This window comes from Corynebacterium faecium (assembly GCF_027257105.1).
GTDB classification, from domain to species: domain Bacteria; phylum Actinomycetota; class Actinomycetes; order Mycobacteriales; family Mycobacteriaceae; genus Corynebacterium; species Corynebacterium lehmanniae.
Window position 1 is genome coordinate 13546 of sequence record NZ_JAPYJX010000006.1, and the last position, 24024, is coordinate 37569.

Genomic DNA, 24024 nt, shown 5'->3' on the forward strand with positions numbered 1-24024 from the left:
TTACGCAGATGCGGTGAGTTTTGGTGCCGCAACCCCTGGGAGACCAGCCGCATCTAGGAATTCGTTGAATCGACGAAAATTCTCCGGAACAGTGTCAAGGAACCGATCAAAATCAGCTTCCTCTAAGAGCTCCTCGACCGGTTTCTTCTCCACTTGGTCAATAGAGACCGCCGGCAGAGCAAGCGTTTCAGTCAGCTCGACTGTTCGTTCGTCATGGGTAATCCACACCGCTGGAACCCCGGAAAGCAACGACGCCATATTGACGTGAAACCGCGTACCAATAGTCTGGTCAACCATCTCACGGTTGAAATCAAGCCACGGTTCCATGTGCCTAAAGAGCCGGTATTTGGTGGCGAAGAACTGCCTCAATTCCTTCTTCCTCTGGTCTTCAGAGGTATCGGGGTGAACGAAATCTAGGATTCTCGGAACAGGCTTCTCGCTGTCGCCACGCACGACGTCGACGTAGTACCCATGAATATTTCTATTTTCAGGCTCCACCAGGAAGTAGCCCTTCTCAACTGCTTGTCGAACCAGGCTCTGGTCTGCGGACCTCGCGTAGTTGGTGACGTTAACCGCCGTTGTCGAAGGCGATACTCCCGAGTGAAGGTTCTGCGCGATCCGTTCAAACGCATCCGGCTTGCTGAAATAGCTCGGACAACCGGTAACGAAAACTTGACCCGAAGTATCGCCGACCACCGATTCCATGATACGTTTAGTAAACGGCCCACGCACGGAAACCGCCGCAGCTTTGTCCATGATGGTTTCGAGGCAGTTCTTGCCCTCGGGGGGCAGTGAGTCTGCCGTAATTTCGACGCCAGTTTTGGCCTGAGAACCGAGACCGAATAGCACGATCGGTTTCTCGTACCCCTCCAACGCTCGAGAGAAATAGTCATAACGCTGGCGCATAGTCGGTGAATGATCACCGAGTCTGAAAAAGTTGGCCATCGTAATCACAAGGTGAGAGCAATGTTGGTTTACGAAGTCTCGAAAGCTTCCCGACGGAGTAACTTTGCGCCAGGATGTCTCCAGGGTCGAGACGGTCGTACCAAAAAGATTTCGGGGAGCATTACCGTGAATGATGTTCCCAGAGTTCTCTGCAACCTGCGAAGGAAACTCGGTGGGGAGATCCAAACGAATACCGTTGGTCGCTATCATGGCTTCCATCTAATACTTCCTGCTCTTTAGGCTGTTTAAGTCAACGCGCCGAGTGTTGTAAATGTACGCTGGATCCTTTTCGCCAGCAGGCCTTTCAAACACCCTAAACACTAATTCTCCGGAAGAAATGTTCTTCCAGTTCCAAACGTTCGAGGCTTGGTACCAGTCCATCGAAAACTCCTTGCCGTCCTGATAGACGCGGACCGCCATCACCGAGCCTTCAGCAAGCGGCGAAGTGCTCAACCTGACTCCCTCGTCGTTTGCAGACAGGGCGTAGAAGAATCGATTCTCCGCATCATTTTGAAGTGAGAATGACCGCAGCATCGAAGCGTAAATCATCCCAGTCTCGCCGTGATTCGCATCCAAAACCGGCATTGTGATGGCATCCACACCACCACTCTTCAAAAACTTAATCAGCTCTGGAACGTGGGAATCCTTATGGGGATCATTGTCCCCGACCAATACTCGAACTTTGCCTTGGAACGTTGCCGGATCCAAAGTACGAGGAAAAACATGGTTCAACCAATCAATGTCTTCTTGACTGCGCCGCCCTGCCATATACTCCAAGACTCCGGGGTGCGGCTTCCTCAGAAAATCACCTACAAGAAACTGCGGTGCCGCAACAACAATGTTGCCAAAGCCAAGCTTCAGCCCATGCCACACTGCAGCGGTGCCGCCTTTAGATGAGCCAAAGAAGTAGACCCTGTCTTCGCTCACATTGAGCTGAGACACCTTTGCCTGAATGAATTTCTGGACCGATCTAGCAATCTGGAAATCTCGGTTCTCGCAGAGGTAATACGTTCCTTGCTCGCGAGAATCATCCAATATGAAATATTGTGTACCTTTGAATTCAGCGAGTGATGATTTGTAGTTGAAAGTCAAGTCACCGACAGCTGACATCGCCGAAAAGATGAATGCAACCTCATCTGTGGTGCCCTCGACCTTGAGGTATCGCACAGGTGTAGGAGCATCAAACTGGTCGACCTGCGTAAGAAGCTCGAAAGAACGGTCGTTCACGACAAACTCATTGTCTCGGAACCTAATACTTACTTCTATATCTAGGCTCTCTCCGAGGTGATAGGCAACCCACTCGGACGAGTGTGACTGCTCTTGAGAGAGGCGAGCTGAGCCTACCCCGATCAGTTCCAATTCACCGGCGCGTGCTCCGCCCTCGTCAACGAGGTGTATGAACCGCCCCTGACGCATCTGTTTGAATCCCGGAACAGATATGAGAATTGCAAGGTCGAGCGGCACCGCACTTGAAACAAAAACGTGCTTGAGACTTTTCCGTGCATCCCACTCTGTAATTCCCCCACGCAGTTGACCGTAACTAAACGGCCGGAACTCACCGTAAAGGTTGTCCCACCGCAGATCCTGCGGATCTACCGGTCCTTCTCGGTGCGCATCCTGCTCAATAACGCTATATCCGCCCGTCTCACCGGTACTATCAGCACGGCCAAGTCGCACTCGGACATCCATGGGCGTCAAGTTTGTGGGCTTTTGGTTCACTGCTCTACCTCCACCTGGAGTGACGCGATTCGTAATGGTGTGTGCGGCTTCTTCCATTCCCGGATCTCTATACCGTGGCACTCCAGTCCTGGTGGCAGGTCTACTGCTACACGTCCGCTTCCGCGTCCACGACGAAGTGGCAAGTACTTAAAGAATCCCACATCTGGGTTCGGCGAACGGGAAATGCCTTCAATCTTGGGCAAATCGCCTATATTTCTCGACGCGTCGTTCAAAACGCCGTTCCGCCCTCGCAGATCAAACTTGAGTAGGTAGTGACGATGATCAACGACACTGTCGCACCGATAGCTGTACCTAATCGCGAACTTCCGCGCAGGACTGTCGAAGTCGAACTGCTCAGGCTCCCCGGTGACGGTACGCCCCTTTTTAAACTCCAGTACGCGAGGAAACTTCACCTGAGTTACTTGAGGAAACAACGCCTTGAATTCTGTTTCATCGGCAAAATCATATTCTTTTAATTGATCAAGAACCGTCTGTTCCCGCTCACCCACCGGGACATTCACCAGCGAATCCTGGCCAGCAGAGCGCAGCCACAAAAAGCTTGGTTCACGAGAATCCAAGATAACTGGACTATTTTGATCCACCCGATTGTGCCCACCGCGCAAGCTGGGACCTGAAAATGTCTGATCGGGGTCTTTGCGGTAGATCCCGGTTAACCCAATTGCGATTTTCGGCCAAGTCAGCTGCCGCGGGTTCACCACTACACCGTCGCTGAGTACCGCGGTGTACCCATTAGCGAATGACACCCACATACCCGCAAAAGCAGGATCCAAATATTGGGACATCCTATCGAAGAAATCGCTCGCGAGAAGATCGTCGTCATCTAAGCGGTACGCACCTACAATGTCGCCAATCGCAAGGTTGGAGGGAACCAGCTCCATCCAACTCGACGCTTGCTCTCCCGGTTCTTTTTCATCCAGCACGATAAACGGATGAGCTAGCGCGGCAGACTTCAGTTGATCACGATACTTTTCAGGCAAATTGCTTGAATAGCTAATTATGTGCAGGAGCCTGTGGCGTTCGGCTGCTTGAGCCAACATAGGCAATGAATAGTTGAAGAAGATTTCTGCACGAGGGGCCAACCGCGAATCGCTGTATAGATACTCGGCAAAATCGTCTTCGGTATTGCTATCTGTCTTGGAGCTAGACTTCCAAGCACCAGATCCGGGGTTGTAAATGCTAAATCTTGTTTGGCCGACAAACATGCTAGCTCCTAAGCTTTTCGTAGTAGTGCAGTTTCGAATACTCTCAACAGAGCCGAATTGAATTGGCGCCAGCTTACTAACATGCCTTTCAATTTTACTGGTGCACGGTCAACGGTTCGTCTGCTCCGCCGTAAACAATGCGGAGCAGATGTTTACCAACGACGGCATCAGAATCTGGCTCGGTGAAAAGCGGAACTTCAAATTCAAGCAAGTAGGTTGGCTCAGAAGAGTAGTTCTTCGGTGCCAGGAATCCACGGGACGAACCCTCTCTGTCTGAAACACCTTTGGCCAGATTGACGTTTACGCGGCCGTCATTTGCGGCGATTGTCATCCAGGCGTGGTCTGTGTGAACAGCCACTACACCACTATCGAGAAAACGAACTTCTGCCTGCGGGTCAAGAAGGAACCTCGAAACTGCACGTCCGGACCCTCTGTCGGCACGAACAAGGTCGCGGAGCATAAAGGATCGCTCTCCTGTCCAGGTTACGCAGCGCTCTACCGCAACATTGCGAAATGCATAGCGCCCTACCGCTTGGAAAGAGTCCGCAGAACCATCCTTTCGCATCTCCATGCTCGCTGAAATCAATCGCGTACCCGATCCGTACGCAACAACCTTCTCCGCTCTCACTGAATCGAAGCTAGGAAAGAATAGGCCCGAGTGACCCAGTTGACCTCGGATACCGACGGCCACGGGATCGTTTCCGTCATACGATTTCAGACCAGCATCTTGAATGAGAGCATCTCCTTTGTGCCAAAGGAAAATGGAGGAATCGTCCAATTGCTTATGAAACACACCTCGGTAGCCACAAACAAACGAGAAGAAGGAGTCCGGGGTAGATCGAATCAAAAGCCCGTTTTCAACTGTGGCCCAAAGACCGGGCAAAGCTTTGAATTGACGCTGCATTGAGACGGAAGCGTCGCCCAATGGGGGAACCGCTCCGTTCGGAAGCAGCATGTGCCGATACGCAGTTGTAGCTCTGGAGTTCATCTCGGCAAACTCAGTATGAGCCGAGCCATAGGCCCATGTTTGAAAATCGGTTATGCCACTGAGCAGTTTCAGGTAGAACCCCTGGTAGATCGGCGTATTTTCATTTGCTACACCGTCTGTGCCCAATACCGAAAAGAGAGACTCCAACAAAAATTCTTCGACTTCATTCCGTCCAGACTCGCTAGACTGACCGGACGGATTCCACGGGACATCCTCAAACATGTAAAAGCTGTGCAGCAGGCTTATCCCCAGCATGATTCCATGGTTATTCGGACGAAGAAGACCTATGGATTGAACGTGGCCATAGATTAGCGCCACCGTTTTCTTCAATTCCGAGTCCATCTCCGCATTGTCGTCAGACTGAGGCCTCTTGAGCAGCCACGCCCTCATTTCACACAGCGTTCTTAATTGAAGGGCGAACTGGTGATCTAGGCTTCCGCTGAATCTCCCATGTGGGTCTTTCAAGTCCTGCGCCAAAATATCGTTTAGTTGTGCGAGGAGAGTCCAAGCGGTTTCATGGTCTCCCTCACCGAGCATCGGAACGATATAGCGCAGCGAATTTGCCCAAAGCCTCGACGAATCACGATCTTGAGGAAAATCGGCATCGTAGTGCAGTTTAGGTGCCTCAATGTCCACATCAATAGCTGCACCGTTCGGCATGGCAATATTCCAGTGCCTGTCGCGTTTTTCAACATGCCAGCGCTGGGGGGATCCGTCAGGGAATTTTTCCCAGTATTCCGATTTATTACTCATCAAGCACCTAGCATTCGATCCTTAAAGTTGATTCGGCCGGAGGCAACGCCCAGATCGAACCTCGACTCGGTACAGCTCGGCCCTGAAGAAAGGAGTTGCGCTGGCCAGCGCATATCTTCAGAAACTCCGTGCCAGCGATACCCTCCGTTTGCTATGCCCTAATAGCCTTCATCATTTCTTCGATTTGCTCCCCGACTTTGTCAGCCGAGTACAGTTCCTTGATCAAAGAAAATGCTTCCGCAGATTCCGCTTCGAGATCGATCTCTCCGTCAATGACGGAAGCGAGAGCTGTCCCCATATCCTCCGGAGTCTCGAAAACCCATTTACGTGGGTACCCCTCCAACGCCCCACGCCAGTTCAGGGTCATTCCCAAACCGCCTGAGCAGAACCCCTCAACCACAGCGACTTGCATCCCCTCGAAATCGCTCATGGAGATCACAGCAGCGTTCTTGCACAGCTCTTCTTTGGTGTCTACCCAGCCGTGGTAGTGAATGGATTCATTGAGACCTAACGAGTCAATTAGCTCATCGCATTCCGCATAATATTCCGCTTCGGCAGGCTTCGAAAGGACCCATTCTAAATCCTCCGGGCGTTTACCATAGACGTGCAATTCGACATTAGGATGCGTCTTTTTCAGCTCTCCGATCATACGGATTGCTTTCTTAAAGCCCTTGAGCCGGGGAACGATTCCCACCATCGCGATTCTCTTTAGGCGATCAGAAGTATAGGCTCCGCGGTCGTATTGATCGACATCCAATGCATTCGGAATCAACCAAAGCTTCTCACGCGGAATATCAAACTTATCGGCGACATCTCCAAGTACGTGCGGCGCAATGGAAACAATCGCACTTACTCGATCTAGGTTGAGTTCCGAACCGTAATCGACGGTTACCTCTGACCTGTGAACTCGGATCACCATCCGCTGATCCCCGCGCAGATGCTTCGAGTACCACACAGACGCCCCTAGCATCCATTCGACCCAAACGAAATCTGCCCATTGCAGGAGCCGCTTTGATTCGTTCTGGTCATGCTGCACATGCCCAGACCATTTATCCACCTTTACCGGATAGTTCTGTCGGAGACCTTCTTCGATAGCCCCCATGAACTTCAAGTCATGCCCAGCAATGAGAACTCGGAGCTTCACCGCTTCACAAAATTGCTCATAGTCGCCGGCCATTACATGGTCGACAATCTCGCGGTAGCGCGGTTGGAAGGGCGCTGCGCGAAGTGTGGCTTTGTGGCGTAGACAAAAATCGCTGAAAAGGGAAAAAGTCTCTGCAGTCAGATCCTCCGAGCCAAACCACACAAACTGACGCAGCGCGTATTGGACAGCAGCGAATCCATGTTCCGCGACGAACGAGATTCCGATCTCCGACAAGTTGCTTTCAACTTCGTTCCATGATTTGACAAAATCTGCGAACTGATCGGAATTGATTTTTTGTGTAACCGACTCCTCGCCCACCGCATTACGAACGTAGGTGCGAGACGGTAGGGCGCGATATCCGATTCTCTGGCAGTTCAGCAAAACCTCGGAGGTGAACTTAATGTCCTCACCGATGCGCCGATTTTCATCAAACCGAATGTCGTTTTCCAGCAAAATCGACCGCTTCATAAAAAAGCTGCAGGTGAGACTCTGATGGCGAGTGATCGCACGAATTCGGTCTTCTGGGGAGCGGAAACCATCCCATTTGGGAATCAAGTCCCCAGTTCTCTCTGTTCCATCGCCCATTCTCACCCGGAGTGACGTTCGTACAGCGTCGTACCGGTAGTTCTTTGCTGTACGAAGCGCATCCTCCACGCCGCGCGGTTCAAGGACGTCATCGGAATCAAGGAAGTAAATCCACTCACCCCTAGCACGCTCGATTGCGAAATTGCGCGGAGCAGCGGCCGACCCCGAGTTCTCTTCTAGCCTAAAAACCTGCCAGTTTTCATTTTTGTCGCACCAATCAGCTAGCTGATTGAAGGTCTCATCCTTAGAGCAGTCGTCGACAAAAACAACCTCACAGTTGACCAGACCGCAGACCTTCTCCAAAGATTTCAGCGTTTCAGACATCTTCGCGATTGAATTGTAGGTCGGAATCGCGATAGTTAGGTCAAAATTCGACATTTTTTACCTCTAAATACCAAGGGTTGGAAGGGTCAGGCCTTTGAGAGCGTCCTTGAAAAATTCGGTCGACACCAGAGAAGAGGACTTCAATACTTCATCCGAAGTCGAGTAACGCTCGCTCACATCATTCGCGAACATAATCTGCCCTTTGAAGTATGCAGTGTGCAGCAAAAGTTCTTCCAGTTCCTCCGAGGAGAAACTTTCTGTATCAGTTCCTCCTACCACGAAATGGCTACTGCTAATAAAGCTTCGTGTGCGGAACTCATCCTGATCCAGGCTTCGTTGATTGATGACCGTCACGTTCGGATGACGCTTTTGAAGAAGCTTGAATTCAAGACTTTGCTCAGCGGACGGTGCCACCACGACAATGAGTTGGTCGTAAGCAGCACTGTTCTGGAAGTGCTCTAAAGTTTCTTCATACTCCCGTAGACTCTCAATTTTCCGAACCAGCGCTGGCTTTTGCATGCGCGACTGGAAATGCACGCCCACAGCCTCGAGTACCTTCTCCGCCCTGTGACGATATGTATTGCGCAGCGCGATGTTCAATGCGCGTCGCTGCAGATCACGGTATTGGCTTTCCGTAAGGTTCGCGAGTGCCTTGGGATCTGTGTCTGCGTAAATCACCGAGTCGCCAAAGAATGCGCGCACTCCTTCGGCTTCGTTCGAGAGGACAACAGTTCCGGATCCGGCGAGTTCGAATGCTCGACGTGCAAACATCGTTTTGGAGTCCGCAACGGTATTGAGCGTGATACCGAACTTGGACTCTCGATACGCTTTGGCCGTCTCTTCATACTTAATGGGTTCGTGGGTATACGCCTCGAACCGAGCAGGATAGCGATAGATCGGATTCGGGCTGGACTTCATTCGATCAAAAATGACCAAGTCTAAGCCAGCATCGAGGGCCTGATCCATGATCTCCGCCTGCGCCGAGCAGCGTTCTGGATACATGCCGTACCAGGTGCCAGCAAAATTCACCGCATTTGTGGCATTGTCCCTACCGAGCGGATTGAAGAGTTTCGGCTGCACGGCAAAGGGAAGCACGTCAACATAGTTGCAACCAGCGTACTTCTTGTAATCTTCAACACATTCCTCGGCGGTCGTGAACACATAATCAAAAAGACCTGCGGTCCGAACAAAATCGTTGATGCGATCGGAAAAGTGCGTTGGATCTTCCTTGTTCCAAAAGACCGTAGGAATCTTGTTCTTATGGCAATAGTCGAGAATTTCAAGGAGTTCTTTGCGGTTCTCCCTCGGCCATCGAATGGACGCATAGATACGCCCTTGCCATGGATGCTCTTCAGGGCTGCCACCTTGCCATGCAGATTCACAGAAGAACACAGCCGGCTTGTGTTTCTCAAAGACCGTACGCCAGTTGGAAGGCGTAAGACGCAGTGTTTGAAACTCAGTTTGGAACGAGTAGTAGGTGAAGTCATCGGCGATCATCGCCACTGGCACTTCATCAGCAAAAGGAACAGGTGCCGCTCTGTAGACTGGGTCGGACTCACCCGGCTGATACGGTGTTCCGCCCGTCCTTGAGTCTACCCAGCTTTTAGCCTCAGCCCCTGTAAGCGCCATCCGAGCTCGCCCCTTGACGGCGGGGGGCAAGACGTTACTCGCAGGAGCGCCTGTGCGCCGGGTCTTCGGATCTGCAGCAGGGAAGCTTTCTACAGTGGCTTTTTGAACGGCTTTTTTAACCGCCTGGGTCGGCTTAGCTTGAATCTGACGCACCGCCCCTTGCAGCGCTTTCAGTTGGGTCTCAATCCCTGCGGCCGCATTCCAGTTACGAGCATCTCGAGCAACCCCCTCGGACACCAAACGCGCCTTACTTACTGCGCGTCCAAGGTGCACGTCGCCAATAAAAGATGATGCTTGGGCTGCCAATACCGCCGTTCCGGTAAGCGCGGCTGTGCTGAGCTTCTTCGTAGACACCCCCGCCGCCGTCGCCGCGAGAACAGAAGACCCTGTGGCTGCTGCCACTCTGATGAGACTGTTTTTAGATGGCCGGATCAATGCCTTGACTTTCACTCCGAGGTCAATCGAACTCCCGTAACCTTACCTTAGGGTCACACACCACACCGTCCTGACCGCTAAACACAAGTTTTAACTTGGTCCCCGCAGGTGTAATATCTACAAATCATTTCGTTGACCCCTGAGGAGCTTGTAATGGATCTGCCCGACCATCCAGATCAAGGCGCGCCAGCTGTGATCTTGATAGACGATGCAGACCTTACCCATACCCATCCTCGCCCCCCGTTGCACCACTACCTCAAAGCGCTTTGGCAGCGACGCTTCTTCATTTGGGAAGATTCAAAGAGCAAATCATTCAATGATGGCCGCGATACCTTCCTGGGTGGGGTGTGGATTTTCCTGAATCCGCTCCTCCAGGTCGCCATCTACGCGTTGGTATTCGGTCTTATTCTTAAGACATCCCGTGGCATGGACAATTTTCTCGGATTCCTTGTCATCGGAGTTATCTTCTTCGGATTCTTCTCCAAGGGCATCAATGGTGGTTCAGCTCTCATACAAAGCCAACGGAGCATGATCACATCATTTCACTTTCCTAAGGCAGCCTTAGTTGTTTCTTCGGTAACTAAGCAGTTTCTAGACAATCTCGTGCCCGCTCTTATGGCAGTAATTTTGGCACTTGCGTTTCAACCAAACGTGCCGCCGAGCTGGACTGTTTTGCTAGTGGTGCCCCTGTATCTCTTGACTCATGTCTTTATCGCCGGTTTTGAGTTTTTCATAGCGCGCGCCACTGCATTCGTTCCTGATCTAAAAGGCCTGGTAAATTTACTGGTTAGAGGGCTCTTCTTCATTTCCGGCGTTTTCTTCACCATTGACCGATTCGATACCGCTCCATCGCTGAGAGCTTTCGTTGAGCTCAATCCCATCTATCAGTTTTTGTCTGCGGTAAGGTCCTGCGTAATCGACGGACAAGCCCCTTCAATAGAAGTTTGGCTGTACCTTTCGCTTTGGTCCCTCCTGACATTTGTGGTCGGGTTCGTTTATTTCTGGAAGGCAGAGGCGAGATATGCAAGCGTCCGCTAATCCCACGGTCGTGGTCAGGAATGTTCGCAAGACCTACGCCATTTATCCTGGTGGATCGAATAGGTCCCTGTTTCGGCGCAAGAAAAGAATTGATGTCGAAGCTCTGAAGGGAATTAGCTTCGTAGCTTCGGAGGGTGAGGCAATCGGTGTACTGGGCAGAAATGGCTCGGGAAAGTCGACACTTCTCTCCATTATTGCGGGAAATGAATCCCCTACTACCGGCGAGGTATTGGTATCTGCTCAGCCAGCGCTTCTTGGGGTTTCCGCCGCACTGCAGGCTCATCTGCCCGGTCGTAGCAATATTCGCCTCGGTCTTCTAGCAATGGGACTAAGCCCCGAGGAGGTTGACGAACTAGAACAACCCGTTGCGGATTGGGCGGATATCGGCGATGCCATTGACCGTCCCCTGAAGACCTACTCTTCCGGTATGCGCGCCAGGCTGCGTTTTGCTATCTCCACGGCTGTGCAAAGAGAGATCTTGCTTGTCGACGAGGCACTTTCGACCGGTGATGCCACCTTCGCCGCGCGTGCGGAAGAACGAATGAATGACTTTCTCAGTCAGTCCGGGACCATCTTCTTGGTGTCACACGGCCCGACAGCAATTAAGAATTATTGTTCTCGTGCCTTGTGGATCCACGACGGAACCTTTATCGCCGACGGACCATCCGACGAAGTAGCAGATGCTTACAGGGCTTGGAGCCATTTTGCTGCGGAAAAGCGTCCTGACAAGATGGACAAGATTATGGACCGAGTTCAGAAAAAGTTCGAGCCGAACACAGAAATCGTTCTGCTATCTGAAAGAACTTAACCGCACAAGTTGCTTGTAAATGTGGCGATAGGTTTCTGACACGAAGCCCCAACTGTGCTGCTCAGCAAAGTCCTCCGTGCTTCGCTGATCGGGCGGGTCGGCAAGCTCTTCTGAAATCGCATCCGCGAGAGCCCCTGAATCGCCCGGAGCAACATAACGTGCGAGGCCCCCTGTTATCTCACGCAGTGGCGGCAAATCGCTTGCAATTACCGGGCAGCCGATAGCCAGCGCCATCACTGGTTTGATCGGTGTTACGGACCTCGTCACATCTGTATCTTTCCGGGGGACGACAAAAAGGTCCAAGGCCGCATACCATTTCCCTATTTCTTCTGCCGGCTTCCGCCCTACAAAAGTCACATTAGAACCTAGACGGAGATCTTTCGCTTTCTTCTCCAGCTCAACGCGTGCTTCACCATCCCCCACAACAACCAGACTCACGTCTGTCGGGAGCTTTTCAAATGCCTCCAGGAGCACGTCAACTCCCTCGTAACCCACCAACGACGAAATGATGCCGACTAGTTTGCGTTCTCGCGGTAGACCGAGCTCTTCACGGATCGAAGTCTTGGAGCGAGTGGCGCTCAGCTTCTGCAGATCTGCCAATTCTCGGTCGTCCACGGCGTTGGGAGCCACAAAAATCTTGTTTTCTTTGATCCCCCTGCGTATCAAACCTTCCTTCTGCACTTTGCTCAGAACGATAACCGCATCTGCGGATTGCATCGCAGCAGTCTCTTGATTGCGAGAATGCAGGTAGAACGCTGAGTTCCTCGCATCCTTCTGGCCTTCTTCCTCCCGCTTGGACAACCACGTGTCTTCTGGCTGGCCTCGCACCTCATAGATCCACGGGATACCCCAATGATCGGCAACCTCGGCAACAACGAGAGCATTGCGAAACGGTGTCGTAGTATGGAGGACGTCAACAGGGGTGTGTGCGATCTGCTCATTCAGCATCTCGACGGCTTTCGACCGGATTCTTGATGGATAGAACGGCATAACTCTCGGAATAAGACGCCGATAGTTTAATCCTTGCGAAGATTCAAGCGGCGACGAGGCAAGTCGACCAACTGAAGCCGGGTATCCCAATCGCGTAACTGGGTATATCTCTAAACCACCACAGTCTAGACTCTTCAGAAGCCCACTGGACCTCACGGTGTAGCCCGATTTGGTATGTGGCTCGCTGTTATTGAGATAGTAAAGAACGCGAATTTCACCATCTGAACCCCGCGGTGAGTATGTCTTTCTAGACCTGTACTGAGGGAAGTCAGCGTCAAACTCTCTGCGTGAATCTTCGTAGTATTTCTTTCGAAGAACACCGACATTAGAGTCGGACGGTGCCGCCCAAAGCAAATCTTCGCGGTTCTGGTTGTCCAAGCCTTTCGAACTCCACGCGACAATGGAGGCGATTCTTCCAGAAAGTGGAATGTTGGACTGACGTATCCGTTCGCTCAAAAGCGACATGAATTGGGCCGGATCAATTGCAACCCTCTGTATCGAGACAGCCACCATCACGCCAATCTGCCGCATTCTGAACCGAAAGTCAGCCACTGCACGTCTCCTTATGGATGCTTCTTTTCCCTGGCTGTTGCGATCGAGTCGATTAACAAGGGCGGCACCACTTCGTTTCTTTCACGCCGCACCCAGCTTGCACCATCCCCGCTGACAATTAGCCGGTCGGGGTTCATAGCTAGGGCACACCACAAATCGGCAAGAGCTGATGGGGACTCAGGCTCGACAACATCTCCGGCACCCAGCCTTTCAATAATCTCGGCGGTCTCTCCAGCTACGACACCTGAAATATGGATGCCCAATTCCATTAGCTCATATGTCTTGGATGGAACGGCGCGAGATAGAGGCTCCCAATCCGTGAGATGAACAAGTGCTGTATCAGCCCACTGATAGCAATCCCCCAATGCGTCAGCGTCCCGACGGTCCTCGATCGAGATATGCGCTCGCGATTCGGCAATCAATCCGGAGAGGGTCTTGCGCGCCACGCCTGCGCCAACCAGGCGAAGGTTGATTTCGATGCCCCGCTCAGCCACCAGGTTAGCTGCAGTGATCGCGTTTCCGAGGTTTTGCGCTCGACCGAGCGTCCCTGCGTACAGAACATTGATGCGCCCCCCTTGAGGCGCACTCCATCCATCACGAACTAATGGAGTTTCGGGTGGGAATACGTTCCTAATCGTTGTTACATCTCGTCGGCCCGAACCAAGCTGCTGCAACAGTTGCTCTCTAAGAAACTCGGAAGTTACAAAGATCCCCTGAGCGCGCTCCAGAACACGATTAATTACATTTCGAGCAAGCCAAAGCATGGCCTGCAGGGGTCCCTGGCTCAGAACCTTTTCATGGAGGGAACGCTTGCCTAGATCACGATTCCAGTTGGTCGCTTCCTCCAAAAGGTCAGGCCAAGCGTCGCGCAAATCTATCAGATAAGGAGCGTCAAAAAGCCTAGCCACCGTTGCAGCCACCGCAGCCGTAGGTAGGGCGGGCACAGTACCTATAACCACGTCAATGTCCCGAAGATCTCGCGACGATCGGATTGCCACCCATATCATTCCGAACGCCACAAACGCCTGATTGAACACCCTCGAAATCAACGACTGACCTTCGGGCAAGAACGCACTGCGATAGATAGACTCGCCTGACGCTCCCTTGCCAAGGAGAGGGGTGAGTGAGTGCTTCCGTCTCGCCCAGTCTCTGAAAGTGACTTTCCTCTGATAGTGGGGTGGCGGCGCAATCACCACAACGTCATGGCCAGCCTCAGTCAGTATTTGGCTCAACCATTGCCAACGGCGTTGCGGCACGCCGTTCTCGGGGAACCAGTACTGCGAAACTATCAGAATCTTCAAGCCAAACTACTTACTTTTCTCTTCCAAAGACGAGTCAACCACTAGTTCCCTATGGTGGTGGACCCGCTCTTGGACCTACCGCCAGAGGCCTCGAGTATCAATTACGGTTTTGCCCTCAAGCAACTTGCGATCGATAGATGCAAACTCTGTGTGATCGACCAGAAGTAGTACAACGCCGGCAGCTGAGATCGCCTCTACCAGGGATTCTTTCTTAACGTTCTCAAGCTCCTTCAGCGAGGCAGGCAGCTCCGCAACGTTCGGCTCGACCACGCGAATGTCCAGGTTAGAGTTGCGGGACCCAAGCTGTTTCACAATGTCCAAGGAAGGCGATTCGCGAAGGTCATCGATATCCCGCTTGAAAGCGATACCCAGCGCCGCGACAACGCCGTGCGACTTGTCCCCGAGAGCTGCCTCAACTTGTTCGAGAACCCAGTCGGGCTTCCCATCATTGATTTCGCGGGCTGCACGAATAATTCTGGCTTCTTCAGGCACCGAGGAAACAATGAACCAGGGGTCGACAGCAATGCAGTGGCCACCAACCCCAGGCCCTGGCTGAAGAATATTTACTCGAGGATGGTGGTTCGCGAGCTCAATAAGCTCCCAGACGTCAATGTCCAAACGATCAGCGATGAGCGACAACTCATTCGCGAAAGCAATATTGACATCGCGGAACGAGTTCTCTGTTAGTTTTGCCATCTCCGCGGTGGTTGCGTCCGTTAACAGCAATTCCGCAGTACAGAAAGTCGAGTAAAGATCTCGGGCAAGCTCAGTAGCTTTAGGGGTCAAACCGCCGATGACCCGGTCATTGTTCTCCATCTCCTCCATAATCTGACCAGGGAGAACTCGCTCTGGGCAATGAGCGACAAAAATGGCGTTTTCATCGCCCTCATCGAGAGAAAGGTCGGGTCGCTTCTCGATGATGTATTCAGCCATGGCTCGAGTTGTGCCCGGAGGAGAGGTAGATTCTAAAACCACGAGAGCACCCGGTCGTAAGTGCTCCGCCATGGCGTCAACCGCTGAATTGATGAATTTGGTGTCAACCTCGTGGTTCTCACCCTTGAACGGCGTAGGCACACAGACGATATAAGCGTCTGCCTCAATTTGGTCGAATCGTGCGGTGAGTAAGCCTTTTTCCACTACGTCGCGAAGCAGCTCATCAAACCCCGGCTCCACGAAGGGGACCTCACCCCGGTTGATGGAATCAACGTAAGCAGGGTTGACATCAATGCCGGTTACTTTAATCCCCTTCGATGCGATGAAAGCTGCGGTTGGTAGCCCGATATAGCCCAAGCCGACTACACAGACATCCTTGAACTGGTGCTGTTGGACAACACTCACAAGTCTTTCCTTTCGTAGAGGTGATTTGAAACCTGTTGTACCCGCTACCGAGTACCGACGTCGATGTTTAGAGACTACCTTGCGCCCCATTGCTGTAGTTAAAACAGGGCGTAAATTAGGCCTTATTGATATCCGGTTCAAATTCGGCGATGCGCTCGCCTACCCCAGTTAGTTCAGCGATTGCCTCAACAGCTCGGTTAGCCGCCTTTCCATCTCCATATGGATTTACAGCGTTTGCCATCGCTGCGTACGCGGCATCCTGGTCGAGTAGATTCTTTGCTTCCGCAACGATGCGATTGCGATCTGTGCCAACGAGCTTCACTGTGCCTGCTACGACTGCTTCGGGCCTTTCAGTATTCTCACGCATCACCAAAACGGGCTTACCGAGCGACGGCGCTTCTTCTTGCACTCCACCCGAGTCAGTCAGGACCAGATAGGCCCGGCTCATTAAAGCCGTGAACTGGTCATACGGCAACGGGTCAGTGATTATGACGTTCGAGAGATTTTCTACTTCAGGAAGCACAGCATCTCGTACCTTCGGATTGAGATGCAGCGGAAGCGCGAAGATGTGATCTGGGTAAGTCTTGGCTAAGTCCTGGACTGCTCCGCCAATTTCCTTCATCGCGTCGAGGTTTTCGCGACGGTGTGTGGTGACAAGGACAACCTTTTCACCGCTGTTCCGGAGCTTTTCAAGTCGTGGATCGTCAAACTCGACGTCCCACTCTGAAGCTGCAAGCAGGGCATCGATGACGGTGTTACCGGTGACCACGATATCCTTGGACCGAAAATTTTCTCGGCGCAGATTTTCCCGCGATTCATCGGTCGGCGATAGGTGAAGACTCGCGATCTGCCCGATGATCTTACGGTTCGCCTCCTCCGGGAACGGAGAGAAGATATTGCCGGTTCGAAGGCCGGCTTCTAGGTGAACAATCTTCACCCCCTTATGAAAGCCGGCCAAGGCAGCCACCATCGCAGTCGAAGTGTCACCCTGGGAGATGATTACGTCAGGCTGTTCCTCTTCGATGATCGGATCGAGGCCCTGGATCGCGCGAGCTACCAGCTCGTTCAGCGTCTGGCCCGGCTTCATCAACGCCATGTCATAATCCGGGGTAATACCGAAACGTTTGTTTACCTGCTCCAGCATCTCCCGGTGCTGGCCGGTCGACACCACCACGGATTCAAAACGATCGTCATTCTGAAGTGTGCTGACAACAGGGGCGACCTTGATCGCTTCTGGGCGAGTGCCGTAGACGGTCATGATTTTCGGCTTACCCGGCATGATTTCCTTATTGGGTCGACAAACACAGGGATACTCACTACAACTTAATACAACTCGCCGAGCTCTGGAGCGTGAGGGCATCAAGCTCCGCAACACTTCTCGCTGTACCCTAGCCACCATGTACCAATACGTTGTCGGGGCCGCCGCCGGGTACGTGCTCGGCACGAAAGCCGGCCGTAAGCGCTACCACCAGATTGTCAACGCTGCGCAGGCAGTGGCTAACTCGCCGGTAACCAAGCAGGTGACCACCTCGGCGCGTCGCGCGATCGCGAACAAGATCGATCCGGAACCGCGCATGCGCGAGGTGAAAGACCTTCGCAAAGGAAAAAAGCTGCGCGGCAAGTCCGCCAAAGAAATCGAGGACACCATCTACGAGCCGGATCAGGACTAGCGTCCCGCGACGCTAGTCCTGGGGCACGTCCGGCTCCTGGACAAGTCCGGTGACAATGCCGTCGAGGATGTCCTTTTCGCTGATGATGAAGCTGGTGGCGCCGGCTTCGCACTCGAAGGCGTCCATGAGCTGCTCGACCACGGTCGAGCCCGAGCCGATGACATCTGCGCGCCCTGGGTGCACCACGGGGTTCTCGCGACGCTGAGCGGCGGTCTTTGAGCGCAGGTCCGCAGTCACCTCACGCAGCCGCTCGAAGGGGATCTCGGACATGTGGATGCGGGTGGGGTCGTAAGACTCCAGCCCCTGCGCCAGTGCCGAGAGCGTGGTGAAGGTGCCGGCACAGCCGACAAAGGTTTTTGCGTCTGCGAATGGCACGGTGGCGGAGGCGGCGGTGACGTTGTCGTCGATAAGCTTTCGCGCCTCGGCGGTCTCCTCCGCCGTGGGCGGGTCGGTGCGCATGATGCGCTCGGTGATGCGCACGCACCCCATTTGGGTGGACACGGCGTGGTCCTCCATGACGAACTCGGTGGAGCCGCCACCGAGATCGATCACGCAGAACGGCCCGCGGGCGGGGTCAATGTCCGCGGTGGCGCCGGCGAACGAGAGCGCTGCCTCCTCCTCACCGGAAATCACCTCCGCGACTGCACCAGGCTGGATCTGGCCGAGCAGGTCGCGGGTCATGGCGAAGAAGTCCTCACGGTTGGCGGCGTCGCGGGTGGCAGAGGTGGCCACCATACGCACACGGGTGACGTGCTCGCGTTGCATCTCTTCGACGTAGTCGGCAAGCGCTGCACGGGTGCGCTCGATGGCCGCAGGCGCGAACTGGCCAGTCTCGTCGACACCTTGCCCAAGACGGACGATCGTGTTGCGGCGGGAGACCTCGCCAGTGTCCGTGTCGTGGATGAGCAGGCGGATGGAGTTTGTGCCGCAGTCCACGGCAGCGACGCGCGTCATGCCAGCCCCTCCCCTGCTTCAGCGAGGGTGATGCCGAGGTCGTCGAGCGTGGGCCAGTCGGCCGGAATCGCGGTTCCGCGAAGATCACCATGCTCGGCGGCGAGAGCGACCGCCTCGGTGCCGAAACGGACGCGCTCCGGACCTTCGGCAAGCGCGTAGGCGATGAGCACGTGGAGGCACTTCACGCGCTCCGGCATCCCACCGCCGGAGAAGTCGGTGCCCAGGTCCTCGATGGCATTACGCTCGGCGAGGAAGTGCTCGTGAGCGGCGAGGTAGTCCGCACGCAGGTCTTCGCCTTCGTCGCTGTCGGCATTGAGGCGGTTTTCCATCCACTTCATCACCTGGGCTACTTCGAGACGGGAGGCCTCGGCGGTCAGGCGCGGGTCGGTGAGGTAGTAGAGAGTGGGAAAAGGGGTGCCGTCGTCGAGCTTGGGCGCGGTTTTCACCACTGCGGGCTGATTGTCCGGGGTGGTGTACGCGATGGCGAGCACGCCGCGCGGGGTGCGGCCGAGCTGCTCGGCGACGATGGCGAGTTGGTCGTCTGATGGCTTCATGCGTCTATTGTCCCATGACATCTCGCCCGTTCGAGCATCATGTAGTTGCTTGCCAAACCAGCTAGAATCCTTGAATGCGTGGCCGACGGTTGACGCTGCTGCCCCACAATCGAGTCGAAGGGCACCATCTTTGGGTTCCACACAAGCCCCACCCGTCGGCCACGCCTTTCGCGTATCAGGGCGCATCCGGAGCATCTAGCGCAGGGGCAGGCGTTTCCGGTGCCGGTGCTTCGGGCGCGCCAGGCTCGGGCGCAGGCCCCTCCGGAGCCGGAACTTCTGGCGCTGGGGCTTCGGGCACGGGGGCGGGTGGAGCGTCGTCGATAGGCGGAAGCTCCTCCCCCGGAACTTCGCGCAGGGAATCCCACATCACCTGCGGCCAGGTGCGGGTGTCGGGGATGTCGTCCTTGCCGGTGGTGATGGCCTCGGGGGCGGTCATGCGGGGGTCGATGATGCGCCAGGCGGTCTCGCCCTCTTCCATGACGCCGAGGCGGCGGCGGGCTTCCTGTTTGAGGAAGGCGTCGTCGTCGTACATGGCGATGTCGTCCTCGAGTGCCTTTTTCTGGGCCTCCAGGCGCGCGATGGATTCGTTGGCGCGGGCGATCTCGGCGCGGCCCTCGTAGAAGTTGCGCAGCGGGGCCGCAATCGCCAGCAGCACGAGGATGAGCACGGCGATGAGGATGACCACGCTGGCCATGTCCTGCTTCGGAAAGGCGATGGCCCTGCCGCGCTGCTTGCGGCGCGCGGCGCGCTCGGCGTTTTCCCGGTCGCGGCTGGCAACGGGGACCGTGCTGGGGCGGCGGGTGCGGGAGCGCTTCGTCATAATCAGCAGATGATACGCCAGAGGTGAGATACGTTCGGGGACCTCACCGACACGACGGCGGCCCCGCGCTGGAAACGGGCGGGGCCGGAGGTGCGTCGATAGGCAGGTGCTTACTTGAAGCGCGGGAACGCGGAGCGGCCCGCGTACTCGGCGGCCGGGCCGAGCTCCTCCTCGATGCGCAGAAGGCGGTTGTACTTGGCCACGCGCTCGGAGCGGGCCGGCGCACCGGTCTTGATCTGGCCGCAGGACAGGGCCACGGCCAGGTCGGCGATGGTGGTGTCCTCGGTCTCGCCGGAGCGGTGCGACATCATGGTGCGGTAGCCGTTGCGGTGGGCCAGCTCCACGGCGTCGAAGGTCTCGGTCAGGGTGCCAATCTGGTTGACTTTGACCAACAGCGCGTTGGCAGCGTTTTTCTCAATGCCCTCGGCCAGGCGCTTCGGGTTGGTGACGAAGAAGTCGTCGCCGACGATCTGCACCTTGTCGCCCAGCTGCTCGGTCAGTGTCACGTAGCCGTCCCAGTCGTTTTCATCCAGCGGATCCTCGATGGAGACGATCGGGTACTGCTCCACCAGCTCGGTGTAGACCTTGGTCATCTCCTCGGCGGAGTGCTTGCCGCCCTCGAAGTTGTAGGCGCCGTCCTCGAAGAACTCGGAGGAGGCGACGTCCAGGGCGAGCGCGACATCGTCGCCGAGCTTGTATCCGGCCTTCTCAATGGCCTCCACGATCAGGTCCAGGGCCTCCTTGGTGGAGCCGACGGACGGGGCGAAGCCGCCCTCGTCGCCAAGGCCCGTGGACAGGTCCTTGGACTTCAGCACGCTCTTGAGCGCGTGGTAGACCTCAGCGCCCATGCGCAGCGCCTCGGTGAACGTCTCCGCGCCGACCGGGGCGATCATGAACTCCTGGACGTCCACACCCGAATCCGCGTGCGCGCCGCCGTTGAGGATGTTCATCATCGGCACCGGCAGCAGGTGCGCGTTCGGGCCGCCGATGTAGCGGTACAGCGGCAGCGCAGCCGAATCCGCCGCGGCCTTGGCCACAGCCATGGACACGCCCAGAAGGGCGTTCGCGCCCAGCTTCTTCTTGTTGTCGGTACCGTCGAGCTCGAGCATAAGCGTATCGACGATCCGCTGGTCGTCCGCCTCAATCCCCGCCAACTCGTCCGCAATGGTCTCGTTGACGTTCTCGACAGCCTTCAGCACACCCTTGCCGGCGTAGCGCTCGTCGCCGTCGCGAAGCTCGTGCGCCTCGTGCTCGCCCGTGGACGCGCCGGACGGCACGCCAGCGCGGCCGTGGGAGCCGTCCGCGAGCAGCGCCTCCACCTCCACAGTCGGGTTGCCGCGGGAATCCAGGATCTCGCGGGCGAAGATGTGCATGATGTCGGCCATGGTGACTCCTTGCGTGGGTCGAGTGCTGTCTTACCGCGTACCAGCTTAGCCCGGGTTTGGCTAGCGGTGTGCCGGCTGGTTCAGCGCGTAGTTCGCCGCGGCGTCGCGGACTCGGGCCACGTAGTCGTTGGACTGGTTGTAGGCGAAAATCGCCTGGCGCCAGCCCTCCTCCGTGGCCAGGTCGCGCGTGGCGCCGCCGGAGTTGCACAGCAGGTTGGCGGCGCCGAGAGCGGCGTCGTCGATCTGCTGCGGGTCCGGGTGGCCGTCGCCGTTGGCGTCGCGTCCGTATCGCGCCCAGGACTCGGGGATGAACTGCATCGGGCCGACGGCGCGGTCGAACTCGGGGTCGTTGTCGAAGGCGCCTTGATCGGTGTCGGTGACGTGGGCGAAGCCGTCGCCGTCGAGCTTCGGGCCGATGATCGGCGGCTCCGGGTAGCCGTCTTGGTTTAACTGGGAGTTGTTGAAGTGGCCCGTGTAGGTGCCGTGGCGCGTTTCCACCCAGCCGATGCCGGCGAGCGTGTTCCACTGCAGGTTGCAGGCCGGCCAGGATTCGTTGGCGATCAGCGCAGCGTTGGCGTAGGCGCGGATGGCTTGGCCGGAGACGTTGGTGGCGTTGCCGATGTCCTGCGACCAGTCAAAGAGCAGGTCGGAGGTGCGGCCGGGGCCGTGGACGTCGATAGGCGGGGGCGCTTGGGCGGCTGGCGGCGGCATGGTGGTGGGCACCGGCTGCAGCGGCTCGTGGCGGTCGGGGGCGGAAAATGCGGCGATGAGCCACGCCACCAGCGCGACCACCATCACCACGGCGGCGGCCGCGACGAGGACACCCGCGCAGCCGCACCCGCGCGCTACTCGCCTGGCTGCTGACATGACCGGAGAGTGTACCGCGCGGGTGGTGGCGAATGGTGAACGCGCCGGTCGCACATACCCGCGTTGGGTTTTGTCACTTTCACCACTTTCGCCACACGTGTCACTTGTTTAACATGTATGATTCTCCGCGACCTAGTTCCTTCCCCGAAAGGACCCCTCCCAATGCGCCGTATCGCAACCCTTGCCGCCGCTGGCCTGATGGCCGCGGCCGCCATCGCCTCCCCCGCCACCGCTCAGGCTCAGACGCAGTCGCTCGAGCTGATCAAGCTTCTCAACGGCAACATCGCCACCGCCAACTGCGACGCCCTGCGCGTCGGCCTGACCTCCACCAACATGGTCGGCCCGGACACCACCCGCTCCCAGCTGGTGTCCAACGTGAACAACGTTGTGGGCAAGGACGCCACCCTGCGCCTCGCCTCCGCCTCCACGGTCGGCGCGCTTGCGGACCGCGCGCTGGAGTGCGGCATCGTCAAGCCGGACCCTGCCACCCCGCTGGACCAGTTCTTCGCCATGAGCTCCCAGATGTCTTCGCAGGCCAACCTGCCGGACATCCGCAACTACATCGGCGCGCTGCGCTAGCGCTTCTCGGCTAGCTCTTCTCGGCGGTTTTGCCTTCCTCCCACAACCGGTCCTGGGTGGCTTTGTCCACGGGGCCGGTTGAGCCGTCGAAAAGGTAGGGCGCGCGGCGGCGCATCTTCTGCACGAACGCGTCGGCCACGTCGCCGAAATCGAATGCTCCAGTCTCCTGCGCGATTTCGGCGTGGAACAGGATTTGGAGGAGGAGGTCGGACAGTTCGGACTTTAGATCGTCGATAGGCAGCTTGCGCTCGATTGCCTGCGCGACCTCCTCCGCCTCCTCCCGCAGAAACGGCAGGAGGCTTTCGTGCGTCATCGCCTGCTCCCACTCGCCGCGGCGGCGCGCGGCGTGCATCGTGCGGGTGGCCTGGAAGACCGGGTCGTCGAGGCTATCGACTTTTTCTGTTGCGGCGCCCTCCTGCTGCCAGCGCAGGACCTCCGGGTCGTCCGGATCGGTGGAAATCAGCCAGCTGTCCATGCCGCCTTCGACGTTGAGGGCCCAGCGGACGTCGACAGGCACCTCAGGTGTGAAGGCGACATCGCCGCTGATGCGGCTGGCGAGGTGGAGGGGGATGAGGGAGGGCCAGCGGGGGTCGAGAAGCAGGACGGTTGCGGTCATGGTGGGCAAGTCTAAGGGCTCTAAGATGGAGCGCATGACTCAGATTGCTGAAGCCCTCGAGACCGTCAAACCCACCGCGCAGGACGCGCTCGGCGACTCCGTGACCTTCTCCCCCATCCGCTGGAAAACCGGGTGGCCGCACCACCTGCGCCGCGTGCCGCCGTTCCGCGACGACGCCACCGCCTCCATCACCCGCTCCGAAGTGTTCGCGTTCGGCGAGGACGTGCGCGAGTCCGGTTTCGCGCGCGAGCAGATCATCGACTTTCTGGGAGCCTGCTTCGCCTACGTTGCCGGCCAGTCCAACCAGGTGATGCAGATGCAGGCGTTCCTGCGGAACAAGGGAAAGGCGTCTCAGCTCCTGGCGGCGGTGCGGAAGCTTGACGGTGTGGGTGCCGTTGACGCTTACGGCGCTCTGGTTGCGACTGGCCTGCCACCGAAGTTCGCGTCCGCCGTGGCGTACTTCCTGGCCGGGGAGCAGAAGTCTGGTGAGGCTTCGAAACCGGTGATCATTTGCTCCAACCGCGCTCGTTTGGCCGGGCTGGCGTCGGAGGGCGACTGGTCTGCTGAGGAGTACGGCGAGTACCTCGAGGCGTTGAAGGCCGCGCGCGACGCTTACGACGCATCGCTGCCGTTGGACGCCGTCGAGTGGGCGCTTCGGGAGTTCGCCCGCCGCTCCGAGTAGGAAGAATGTGTGCGATCCGGCGAGCTCAGGGAAAACCTGAATTCGCCGGGTTTTGTTTTAGTGGTCAGTGGCAGGTAGCACATCACCAACCCCTTCCGTTTAGCCCCCTACACTTGATTAAGTCA

Annotated in this window: 21 protein-coding genes; 5 read left to right on the forward strand and 16 right to left on the reverse strand. The window is 56.4% G+C overall.

Annotation, left to right across the window (positions count from 1 at the left end):
- The 6 genes from O5O53_RS07590 to O5O53_RS11745 all read right to left on the reverse strand — a co-directional run bounded on the left by O5O53_RS07590 (position 1) and on the right by O5O53_RS11745 (position 9712).
- Positions 1–1164, reverse strand: a complete 1164-nt coding sequence (locus O5O53_RS07590) for a polysaccharide pyruvyl transferase family protein (protein WP_269510584.1) — start codon at positions 1162–1164, stop codon at positions 1–3.
- The gene (locus tag O5O53_RS07595; RefSeq protein ID WP_269510586.1) at positions 1165–2721 is read right to left on the reverse strand and encodes a hypothetical protein; all 1557 of its coding nucleotides are present in this window, start codon (positions 2719–2721) and stop codon (positions 1165–1167) included.
- Positions 2661–3887 (reverse strand): glycosyltransferase, encoded by a 1227-nt coding sequence (locus tag O5O53_RS07600; RefSeq protein WP_269510590.1) that lies wholly within the window; start codon positions 3885–3887, stop codon positions 2661–2663. The genes O5O53_RS07595 and O5O53_RS07600 overlap by 61 nt, the downstream gene beginning before the upstream one ends.
- A gap of 94 nt (positions 3888–3981) precedes the next feature.
- Positions 3982–5628, reverse strand: a complete 1647-nt coding sequence (locus O5O53_RS07605) for a heparinase II/III domain-containing protein (RefSeq protein WP_269510593.1) — start codon at positions 5626–5628, stop codon at positions 3982–3984.
- Positions 5629–5779: 151 nt separating this feature from the next.
- Entirely contained in the window at positions 5780–7735 is a 1956-nt protein-coding gene (locus O5O53_RS07610; RefSeq protein ID WP_269510596.1) for a glycosyltransferase, read from the reverse strand.
- A 9-nt stretch (positions 7736–7744) separates the two neighbouring features.
- Complete coding sequence (locus O5O53_RS11745; protein WP_269510599.1) at positions 7745–9712, reverse strand: CgeB family protein; 1968 nt, start codon at positions 9710–9712, stop codon at positions 7745–7747.
- Between the two features lie 186 nt (positions 9713–9898).
- Between O5O53_RS11745 and O5O53_RS07620 the strand changes: the two genes are divergently transcribed.
- On the forward strand, positions 9899–10783 hold the full coding sequence (locus O5O53_RS07620; RefSeq protein WP_269510602.1) for an ABC transporter permease: 885 nt from the start codon (positions 9899–9901) through the stop codon (positions 10781–10783).
- Entirely contained in the window at positions 10767–11591 is an 825-nt protein-coding gene (locus O5O53_RS07625) for an ABC transporter ATP-binding protein (protein WP_269510605.1), read from the forward strand. Before O5O53_RS07620 ends, O5O53_RS07625 begins: the two co-directional genes overlap by 17 nt.
- On the opposite strand, the gene O5O53_RS07630 is transcribed toward O5O53_RS07625, so the two are convergent.
- From O5O53_RS07630 to wecB, 4 genes are all read right to left on the reverse strand, one after another.
- Positions 11574–13133 (reverse strand): glycosyltransferase family 4 protein, encoded by a 1560-nt coding sequence (locus O5O53_RS07630; protein ID WP_269510608.1) that lies wholly within the window; start codon positions 13131–13133, stop codon positions 11574–11576. The two genes, O5O53_RS07625 and O5O53_RS07630, sit on opposite strands and share 18 nt — an antisense overlap.
- 11 nt (positions 13134–13144) lie before the next feature.
- Positions 13145–14434 carry a glycosyltransferase family 4 protein gene (locus O5O53_RS07635; RefSeq protein WP_269510611.1) on the reverse strand — a complete coding sequence of 430 codons (1290 nt, stop codon included), beginning with the start codon at positions 14432–14434 and terminating at the stop codon, positions 13145–13147.
- A 75-nt stretch (positions 14435–14509) separates the two neighbouring features.
- Complete coding sequence (wecC, locus tag O5O53_RS07640) at positions 14510–15772, reverse strand: UDP-N-acetyl-D-mannosamine dehydrogenase (protein ID WP_269510614.1); 1263 nt, start codon at positions 15770–15772, stop codon at positions 14510–14512.
- Positions 15773–15887: 115 nt separating this feature from the next.
- Positions 15888–17051, reverse strand: a complete 1164-nt coding sequence (gene wecB / locus O5O53_RS07645; protein WP_269510617.1) for a non-hydrolyzing UDP-N-acetylglucosamine 2-epimerase — start codon at positions 17049–17051, stop codon at positions 15888–15890.
- A gap of 118 nt (positions 17052–17169) precedes the next feature.
- On the opposite strand from wecB, the gene O5O53_RS07650 reads away from it, so the two are divergent.
- A complete protein-coding gene (locus O5O53_RS07650) occupies positions 17170–17442 on the forward strand; it encodes a hypothetical protein (RefSeq protein WP_269510934.1) in 273 nt (90 codons plus the stop codon).
- A gap of 12 nt (positions 17443–17454) precedes the next feature.
- On the opposite strand, the gene O5O53_RS07655 is transcribed toward O5O53_RS07650, so the two are convergent.
- The 5 genes from O5O53_RS07655 to O5O53_RS07675 all read right to left on the reverse strand — a co-directional run bounded on the left by O5O53_RS07655 (position 17455) and on the right by O5O53_RS07675 (position 22022).
- Positions 17455–18396 (reverse strand): Ppx/GppA phosphatase family protein, encoded by a 942-nt coding sequence (locus O5O53_RS07655; protein ID WP_269510937.1) that lies wholly within the window; start codon positions 18394–18396, stop codon positions 17455–17457.
- Positions 18393–18950, reverse strand: coding sequence for a DUF501 domain-containing protein (locus tag O5O53_RS07660; RefSeq protein ID WP_269510940.1), 558 nt, complete (start codon positions 18948–18950; stop codon positions 18393–18395). Before O5O53_RS07660 ends, O5O53_RS07655 begins: the two co-directional genes overlap by 4 nt.
- Positions 18951–19125: 175 nt before the next feature.
- Positions 19126–19770 (reverse strand): septum formation initiator family protein, encoded by a 645-nt coding sequence (locus O5O53_RS07665; RefSeq protein ID WP_269510942.1) that lies wholly within the window; start codon positions 19768–19770, stop codon positions 19126–19128.
- A 110-nt stretch (positions 19771–19880) separates the two neighbouring features.
- Positions 19881–21155, reverse strand: a complete 1275-nt coding sequence (eno, locus tag O5O53_RS07670; protein WP_269510944.1) for a phosphopyruvate hydratase — start codon at positions 21153–21155, stop codon at positions 19881–19883.
- 60 nt (positions 21156–21215) lie between these two features.
- Positions 21216–22022, reverse strand: coding sequence for a lytic transglycosylase domain-containing protein (locus O5O53_RS07675; RefSeq protein ID WP_269510946.1), 807 nt, complete (start codon positions 22020–22022; stop codon positions 21216–21218).
- 162 nt (positions 22023–22184) lie between these two features.
- Between O5O53_RS07675 and O5O53_RS07680 the strand changes: the two genes are divergently transcribed.
- A complete protein-coding gene (locus O5O53_RS07680) occupies positions 22185–22601 on the forward strand; it encodes a hypothetical protein (RefSeq protein ID WP_269510949.1) in 417 nt (138 codons plus the stop codon).
- Positions 22602–22611: 10 nt separating this feature from the next.
- Here O5O53_RS07680 and O5O53_RS07685 read toward each other — a convergent pair whose 3' ends face one another.
- Positions 22612–23217 (reverse strand): MazG nucleotide pyrophosphohydrolase domain-containing protein, encoded by a 606-nt coding sequence (locus tag O5O53_RS07685; protein WP_269510952.1) that lies wholly within the window; start codon positions 23215–23217, stop codon positions 22612–22614.
- A 34-nt stretch (positions 23218–23251) separates the two neighbouring features.
- Here O5O53_RS07685 and O5O53_RS07690 point away from each other — a divergent pair, with 34 nt between their 5' ends.
- Positions 23252–23899, forward strand: a complete 648-nt coding sequence (locus O5O53_RS07690; protein WP_269510955.1) for an 8-oxoguanine DNA glycosylase OGG fold protein — start codon at positions 23252–23254, stop codon at positions 23897–23899.
- Positions 23900–24024 lie beyond the last annotated feature (125 nt).

Coding starts and splice junctions, on each gene's coding strand:
- O5O53_RS07685 (WP_269510952.1), bottom strand. CDS start 23,217: ATGACCGCAACCGTCCTGCTTCTCGACCCCCGCTGGCCCTCCCTCATC.
- O5O53_RS07590 (WP_269510584.1), bottom strand. CDS start 1,164: ATGGAAGCCATGATAGCGACCAACGGTATTCGTTTGGATCTCCCCACC.
- O5O53_RS07605 (WP_269510593.1), bottom strand. CDS start 5,628: ATGAGTAATAAATCGGAATACTGGGAAAAATTCCCTGACGGATCCCCC.
- O5O53_RS07680 (WP_269510949.1), top strand. CDS start 22,185: ATGCGCCGTATCGCAACCCTTGCCGCCGCTGGCCTGATGGCCGCGGCC.
- O5O53_RS07660 (WP_269510940.1), bottom strand. CDS start 18,950: ATGAAGCCATCAGACGACCAACTCGCCATCGTCGCCGAGCAGCTCGGC.
- O5O53_RS07600 (WP_269510590.1), bottom strand. CDS start 3,887: ATGTTTGTCGGCCAAACAAGATTTAGCATTTACAACCCCGGATCTGGT.
- eno (WP_269510944.1), bottom strand. CDS start 21,155: ATGGCCGACATCATGCACATCTTCGCCCGCGAGATCCTGGATTCCCGC.
- wecB (WP_269510617.1), bottom strand. CDS start 17,051: ATGCCGGGTAAGCCGAAAATCATGACCGTCTACGGCACTCGCCCAGAA.
- O5O53_RS07665 (WP_269510942.1), bottom strand. CDS start 19,770: ATGACGAAGCGCTCCCGCACCCGCCGCCCCAGCACGGTCCCCGTTGCC.
- O5O53_RS07650 (WP_269510934.1), top strand. CDS start 17,170: ATGTACCAATACGTTGTCGGGGCCGCCGCCGGGTACGTGCTCGGCACG.
- O5O53_RS07595 (WP_269510586.1), bottom strand. CDS start 2,721: ATGGAAGAAGCCGCACACACCATTACGAATCGCGTCACTCCAGGTGGA.
- O5O53_RS07690 (WP_269510955.1), top strand. CDS start 23,252: ATGACTCAGATTGCTGAAGCCCTCGAGACCGTCAAACCCACCGCGCAG.
- O5O53_RS07610 (WP_269510596.1), bottom strand. CDS start 7,735: ATGTCGAATTTTGACCTAACTATCGCGATTCCGACCTACAATTCAATC.
- O5O53_RS07625 (WP_269510605.1), top strand. CDS start 10,767: ATGCAAGCGTCCGCTAATCCCACGGTCGTGGTCAGGAATGTTCGCAAG.
- O5O53_RS07620 (WP_269510602.1), top strand. CDS start 9,899: ATGGATCTGCCCGACCATCCAGATCAAGGCGCGCCAGCTGTGATCTTG.
- O5O53_RS07675 (WP_269510946.1), bottom strand. CDS start 22,022: ATGTCAGCAGCCAGGCGAGTAGCGCGCGGGTGCGGCTGCGCGGGTGTC.
- O5O53_RS07655 (WP_269510937.1), bottom strand. CDS start 18,396: ATGACGCGCGTCGCTGCCGTGGACTGCGGCACAAACTCCATCCGCCTG.